6 protein-coding genes are annotated in these 6,818 nt (G+C 73.6%); 3 read left to right on the forward strand and 3 right to left on the reverse strand.

Annotated elements, in window-relative coordinates:
* The first annotated feature begins 27 nt into the window (after positions 1 to 27).
* The 3 genes from QMF80_RS25885 to QMF80_RS25895 all read left to right on the forward strand — a co-directional run bounded on the left by QMF80_RS25885 (position 28) and on the right by QMF80_RS25895 (position 3,285).
* A complete protein-coding gene (locus QMF80_RS25885; protein WP_349372239.1) occupies positions 28 to 1,071 on the forward strand; it encodes an alpha/beta hydrolase in 1,044 nt (347 codons plus the stop codon).
* A 178-nt stretch (positions 1,072 to 1,249) separates the two neighbouring features.
* Positions 1,250 to 2,494 carry an alpha/beta hydrolase gene (locus QMF80_RS25890; RefSeq protein ID WP_283457247.1) on the forward strand — a complete coding sequence of 415 codons (1,245 nt, stop codon included), beginning with the start codon at positions 1,250 to 1,252 and terminating at the stop codon, positions 2,492 to 2,494.
* A complete protein-coding gene (locus QMF80_RS25895; RefSeq protein ID WP_283457249.1) occupies positions 2,491 to 3,285 on the forward strand; it encodes a trypsin-like serine peptidase in 795 nt (264 codons plus the stop codon). The genes QMF80_RS25890 and QMF80_RS25895 overlap by 4 nt, the downstream gene beginning before the upstream one ends.
* A 75-nt stretch (positions 3,286 to 3,360) precedes the next feature.
* On the opposite strand, the gene QMF80_RS25900 is transcribed toward QMF80_RS25895, so the two are convergent.
* The 3 genes from QMF80_RS25900 to QMF80_RS25910 form a co-directional block, all read right to left on the reverse strand.
* Positions 3,361 to 4,320 carry an EamA family transporter gene (locus QMF80_RS25900; RefSeq protein ID WP_283457251.1) on the reverse strand — a complete coding sequence of 320 codons (960 nt, stop codon included), beginning with the start codon at positions 4,318 to 4,320 and terminating at the stop codon, positions 3,361 to 3,363.
* Between the two features lie 68 nt (positions 4,321 to 4,388).
* Positions 4,389 to 5,207 carry an isocitrate lyase/PEP mutase family protein gene (locus QMF80_RS25905; RefSeq protein ID WP_283457253.1) on the reverse strand — a complete coding sequence of 273 codons (819 nt, stop codon included), beginning with the start codon at positions 5,205 to 5,207 and terminating at the stop codon, positions 4,389 to 4,391.
* Between the two features lie 182 nt (positions 5,208 to 5,389).
* Positions 5,390 to 6,526 (reverse strand): pyridoxal-phosphate dependent enzyme, encoded by a 1,137-nt coding sequence (locus QMF80_RS25910; RefSeq protein ID WP_283457255.1) that lies wholly within the window; start codon positions 6,524 to 6,526, stop codon positions 5,390 to 5,392.
* Positions 6,527 to 6,818 lie beyond the last annotated feature (292 nt).

A 6,818-nucleotide genomic window follows, 5' to 3' on the forward strand; every position in this document is an offset into this window, starting at 1 on the left:
GAGGGGCCCCGGAGGTCCCGGCGCGGGGTGTGGATCAGCGCCGCGCTCGCCGTGGTCCTGGTGGCGGGCGGCGGGGGCTTCGCGGCCTGGAAGCTGGACTGGTTCTCGGGCGACGGCGACCCTGTGAGCTTCGGCGGGACCCCGGCCGCGGGCGCCTCCGCCCCCGGCGGCAGCGGCGGCGGCAAGGAAGCGCCGAAGCCGAGCGGTGACCCGGACGTCCAACTGGAGACCGGGCCGCGGGCCGAGTTCAAGCAGACGGGCAGCCTGGACGACGGCACGAAGATAGCCAAGACCCGGCTGACCGGGGCGAAGTCCGGGTTCACGGGTGACGTGTGGGTGTGGGCCCCCAAGGAGTACTACGAGCCCACGTACGCCAAGAGTGCCTTCCCGGTGATGATCGCGCTCCCCGGCGGCAACGGCTTCCCGGCCAACTACTGGTCCGACCGCAGCCTCGGCCTCCAGAAGGCCATCAGCGAGGGCGTCCAGGCGGGCACCAGCCTGCCCTTCGTGCTGATCATGCCGGTGCTGAACCCGGACGAGAAGAACTACTACGACGGCTCCGACATCCCGGGCCAGCCCAAGATGGGCACCTGGATCGCCGAGGACGTACCGGACTTCGCCAAGGCCAATTTCCGTACGTACAAGTCCCGTGACGGCTGGGCCTTCATGGGGTCCTCCTCCGGTGCGTTCGTCGGCCTCAAGGAGGTGCTCCAGCACCCCGACCGGTTCAAGGCCGTGATCGCCAGCGGCGGCGAGATCGTTCCCGACTCCCCGCTGTGGAAGGGGGACACCAAGGGAATGGACGAGAACAACCCGCGCAAGCTCGCCCAGAAGCTGATCGACGCCAAGGGCCCCGAGGTCTACATCAACTTCCAGATCGGTACGAAGGAGAAGGACCGGGCCCGGATGGAGAAGTTCCAGACGGAGTTCGGCAAGGGCCCGGTCAAGGTCACCATCCGGGACATCCAGAACGGCGAGCACAACGGCTGGCACTACGTGCGGGGCATGAAGGAAGGCTCGCTGGAGTGGATCAGCAAGGTGCTGAAGGGCCCCAAGTCCGCCGAGGGCTGACGCGCACCGCCTGACGCGCGCAGCCTGACGTGCGCCGGTCCGACGCACGGCCCGACGCACATCACTGCCGCCGGAGGCAACCCAACCCACCTTTCATCCCTCTCATAGGGGTGTAAGGGGGACCAAACGGTCCTGCCCGCGCCCTTCCAGGGCGCCGGAGAAGGAACGGGACGATTCCGTGCAGCATGACCACCAGCACCAGCGAGACCTCGCGACCGGCCACGAGCCCGAGCCCGCGACCGGCCACGCGACCGGCCACCCGGGGCGGGCGGCCGGGGCCGGCCGTCCCAAGCGCCGCCGCAGGCTGCTGATCAGCGGCTCCCTCGCCCTCGCGCTCACCGCGGGGGGCGGCGCGGCGGCGTACCAGTTCGGGCTCTTCTCCGACATCGGCGAACCGATGTCCTTCGGCCGGCTCCAGGACACCGCCGGCCAGGTGGACGCGGAGAACGCCGCCCAGCGCGATGCCCGGCCCGGTGTACGGATGCCGACCGGACCCAGGGCCGCCTTCCAGCGCACCGGCCGCCTCCCCGACGGAACCGAGATCGGCAGGACCACCCTGGCCGGGAAGAAGTCCGGGTTCACCGGCGACGTATGGGTGTGGGCGCCGAAGGAGTACGACGACCCGGCGTACGCGAAGAGCGCCTTCCCGGTCCTGATCGCCCTGCCCGGCGGCCGCGGCTACCCCACCAACTACTGGGGGACCGGCCCGGGCCTCGGCCTCCAGCAGACCGTGACCGACGGCGCGACGTCGGGCAAGAGCCTGCCCTTCCTTCTCGTCATGCCGGTGATCAACGCCGACACCAAGCACCACTTCGACGGTTCGGACATCCCTGGAGAGCCCAGGATGGGCACCTGGATGGCCGATGACGTACCGGATTTCGTGAAGGCCAATTTCCGTACCTTCGCGTCCCGTGACGGCTGGGCCTTCATGGGGTCCTCCTCCGGCGGGTTCGGTGCCTTCAAGCACGTACTGAAGTACCCCGACCGGTTCAAGGCGGTCATCGCCAGCGGCGTCGACATAGTGCCCGATTCCCCGCTCTGGAAGGGGGACACCCGGGCGATGGACGAGAACGACCCGGAGAAGCTCGCCGAGAAACTGATCACGGCGGGCGGCCCCGACGTCTACATCAACTTCCAGATAGGTACGAAGGAGAGCGGCCGCGACAAGGCCGAGAAGTTCATGAGGGACTACAGCAAGGGCCCTGTGCACACCCGGCTCCAGGTGATCCAGGATGGTGAGCACAATGGGAAGTCGTACATCCGCGGTATGAGGGAGGGCTCGCTGGAGTGGATCAGCAAAGTACTGCTGCCCCCGACCCCCGACCCGAGCGTGACGCCGGGCGCGCCGACGAGCGCGACCCCGTCCACGACTCCGGTCCACGGTCCGGGGAAGAGCCCCGATCCCGTCTCCGCCGCGCGATGAGCAGCACGGTGGTGAAGGGCGCGTCCGCCGCGGCCGCCGGGATCGCGGCGGTCGTCGCCGTGGCGGTCTTCGAGTCGTCCGGTGCCGACCACCCGGAGGCGATGCCCTTCCCCGCCGTCGGCGTCCTGATGGCCAACGGGGAGCACTGGTGCACCGCGAGCGTGGTCGACAGCCCCCGGGGCAACGTCGTCGCCACCGCCGCGCACTGCGTGGCCCCGGCCGGTGAGGACGGCACCCCGGGCGAGGTCGCCCACGACGGCCTCGCCATCGGCGAGCTGTCCTTCGCGCCCGCCTTCTCCGGCGAGGGCAGCGGCACGCAGCCGCTCGGGCGCTGGAAGGTCAGCGCGATCCACGTGGACGACCGCTGGACGAAGTGGGGCGACGACACCGCCGACTTCGCCTTCCTGACCATCGAGCCGGACAAGAAGGGCCGCACCGTCCAGCAGGCCGTGGGGCGCGGCGAGGCGCCGTCCCCCGACTGGGCCTCCGGGTACGAGCGCGACGTCACCGCCGTCGGCTACCCGGACTCGGCGTTCAACCCGAAGAACAAGCCGGTCTCCTGCACCACCCAGACCGTGCACGACACCGACGACCCGAACATGCTCTACATCAGCTGCGCGGGCTTCTGGACGGGCACCAGCGGCAGCCCCTGGATCGCCGACCGGGGCGGCCCCGGCCAGCCCGGCAGGCTCATCGCGGTGCTCAGCGGCGGGGACACGGACGTGGACTCCACCGCCGCGCTCTTCGACGGCCGCGCGAAGGCGCTGTACGACCGGGCCGCGCGCGACTGACCGCGCGGCCGCGCGGGCCGGAGCGGACTCCCCCGGCGGCTCCCCCTGCGACTGCCCCGCCGACGGCCCCTCCGGCTACCCCTCCAACTGCACCGGGCGCTTCCGGCGCTCGGTGCTCACGATCACGCACACCGCCGCGACCACGATCGCGCCGCCGACCAGGATCGGCCAGGTCAGCTCCTCGCCCAGGACCAGCGCGCCGAGGGCGACCGCGACCACCGGGTTGACGTAGGCGTAGGTGGACACGAGGGAGAGCGGCGCCGACTGGAGCAGCCAGGCGTACGCCGTGAACCCGACCAGCGACCCCATGAGCACCAGGTAGCCGAGCGCCAGCCAGGAGCGGGTGGAGAAGTCCGCCGGGTCCAGCCCGTGCTGCTCGCCCCGGGCCAGGCCCACGAGGAGCGCGCCGGCGCCGCCCGCGAGCATCTCGTACGCGCTCGCCGCGAACGGATCGCCCGGCAGCGGCAGCCGGGACGAGGAGAACGAGCCCAGCGACCACAGCAGCGACCCCGCCAGCACCGACAGCACGCCCCACAGCCGCACCTCGCCGCTGAGCCCCGGACTGGTCAGCACGGCCAGACCCGCGAGACCCACGAGGACGCCGCCCAGCGTGCGCGACGGCGGCCGGTCGCCGGCCGTCAGCCGGAGCAGCACCACCCACATCGGTACGGCGGCCACCATCAGCGCGGCCAGCCCCGACGGCACGGCGGTCTCGGCCAGGACGACCAGGCCGTTGCCGCCCAGCACCAGCAGCAGCCCGACGGCCACCGCCGAGCCGAGCTGCGCCCGGGTGACCCGCAGGGCACCCGGACCGCCGCCGCGCCAGGCGACCAGCGCGGCGAGCAGCAGGCCCGCGCAGACGAAGCGGGCCCCGGCGGAGAGGAACGGGGGCATCGTCTCGACGACGATCCGGATCCCGAGGTAGGTCGAGCCCCAGACGACGTAGACGATCGCGAGGGCGGCCCAGACGGCGGCGGAGACCGGTCTGGTCCGGGAGTCGAGGGGGGAACCGGGGGAGTCGGGTGGTGTCGTCACCCCGGGATCCTACGATCGGACAGACGTACGGCCGCACCGGGTTTCCCGAGGGTGTCAGGTCGTGGACCTCAGCCCTTGAACAGGGAGTTCAGCTCGCCGTAGGAGAGGGAGTCCGCGACCGCCCCGTAGGTGCCGCCCGCGAGCAGCTCCTCCGTCGCCCGCCGGACCACGGCGTACGCGGCCTCCGCGACCCAGGAACCGAGGCTGACCCGGGCCACGCCCAGCTCGCCCAGCGCGGCGACGCCGGGGGCGTCGGGGCCGACCAGGATGTTCAGCGGGGCGTCGATGCCGCGGGCCAGCTCGGTGACGGTGGCCGGGTCGTACACGCCGGGCACGAAGACACCGCTGGCCCCGGCCTCCAGGTAGGCGGCGGCGCGGGTCAGCGTCTCGGCCAGCCGGGCCGGGCCGGGCTCGCCGAGGCCCAGGAGGTACGTGTCCACGCGGGCGTTGATGTAGAGCGGGACCCCGAGGGCGTCCGCGGCCGCGCGGGCGGCGGCCAGACGCTCCGCCTGCTCGGCGGGGTCCCGGAAGCGGTCCTCGATGTTGACGCCGACGGCGCCCGCGGCCAGTACGCCGGTGACGGTCTCGCCGACCCCGGCGGCGTCGGCGCCGAACCCGCCCTCGATGTCGGCGGTTACCGGGACCTCCACGGCGGCGACCACGCGGGCGATCAGGTCGAGGGCGCGGTCCCGGGAGAGGGAGTCGCCGTCGGGCGAACCGAGGGACCAGGCGACACCGGCGCTGGTGGTGGCGACGGCGGGGGACCCGGCGGCCTCGACGAGGCGGGCGCTGGCGACGTCCCAGGCGTTGGCGAGGGCCAGGGGCGCGGCGGGGGTGTGCAGGGCGTGGAAGGCGTGGGCACGGGAAAGGTCAATCGTCTTGGTCATGCGGGCATTTCATCAGAGGGGGGCCGGGTGGGGCGGGCGAATACCGGACCTTGCGGGGACCGGAGGGATGCCGCGCGCGGGGGCCGGGGGGATGGGCCCGCGGGAGCCGGGGGGCGGGCCCGCGGGGAGCCGGTGGGTGCCGCTGCGGGAGCGTTCCGGGGCCCCGCCCCGCACGCCGCGCCTCACGTGCCGACGGGGCCGGGGCGGGTGTCGGGGGCCAGGCCCGATGCGGCGCCCGCGCCGCAGAGGGGGAGGACCGCCGTGCGGGAGGAGAGGGGATCGGCGGGGGCGGCCGGGCCCACGGCGGCCCAGCACGCCGCGGCCGTGGGTTCGACGTACAGCCCGCGCGCCGCCAGGTCGCGCTGCGCGGCGCGGATCGCGTCCTCCGGCACCGTCAGGAAGGTGCCCCCCGACGCCCGGACCGCCGCCAGGATCTGCCGGGCCCGCGGCGGCGCCGGGATCGCGATGCCCTCGGCCAGGGTGGGCGCCGCCGCGCCGGGGACGGTCAGCTCGTGGGCCCCGGCCGCGAAGGCCGCCGCCAGCGGAGCCACGGCCGCCGCCTGGACGCCGACCAGCGCGGGGGCCCGTACGCCCGCCCGCGCCAGTTCGGCGATCGCCAGTGCCGCGCCCAGCAGCAGCGTCCCGTTCCCCACGGGCACCACCAGTACCTCGGGGAGCTCGCCTCCCAGTGCCTCCCACACCTCGTACACGTACGTCTTCGTGCCATGGAGGAAGTAGGGGTTGAAGACATGGCTCGCGTAGAAGACGCCCGGCTCGTCGGCCGCCGCCCGCGCGGCCCGCGCCGCCGCCTCGCGGCCGCCCCCGATCCGCCGCACCCGCGCCCCGTGCGCTTTGATCTGCTCGGTCTTCTTCGCGGAGGTCCCCTCGGGCACGAACACCTCGCAGGGCAGCCCGGCCCGCGCGCAGTAGGCCGCCACCGAGGTCCCGGCGTTGCCGCTGCTGTCGGCCACCACCCGCTCCGGCCCCAGCCGCCGCGCCAGCTCGGCGAGCATCACCGCGCCCCGGTCCTTGAACGACAGGGTCGGCATCAGGAAGTCGAGCTTGGCGGAGATCCGGTCGGTCAGCGGGACCAGCGGCGTGCACCCCTCGCCGAGGCTCACCGTCGGCGCGCCCGGCAACGGCAGCGCGGGCCCGTAGCGCCACAGCGAGTGCGGCCCGGCGCCGGGCGTCCCCACCGGTTCCGCCACGAAGTCCAGGTCCCACGGCCCGGCGCAGACCGGGCAGCACCAGGGCGCGGTGCGGACGTCGGCGCGGGCGCCGTCGTCGGGGCAGACGTAACCGGGAAGTCCGTGCGTCATGGGAGGAGCGCCTTTGCTCGTTCATGTGCTCGTTCGGGCTGGTCTCTGGGACGGATGCTACGCGCGGGACAGGCGGGGAGCGGGTTGTGAGGGTCGCGGCGGGGGCGACGGGAGCGCGCGTCGTTGCCCTTGCGTACTATTCGCGCAATCGTTCGCACATCCCCCGCCTGATGGAGCCGCTCACCCCGTGAGTACCCAGCCCCCGTCCCAGCCGCCGCCGTACGACCCCTGGGCGGCCCCGCCCCCGGGGTCCGCGTACGGCTGCGGGTACCCGGTCGACCCGCGCTCCGGC

Source organism: Streptomyces sp. G-G2 (assembly GCF_030063135.1).
In the GTDB taxonomy this organism is placed as follows: Bacteria; Actinomycetota; Actinomycetes; order Streptomycetales; family Streptomycetaceae; genus Streptomyces.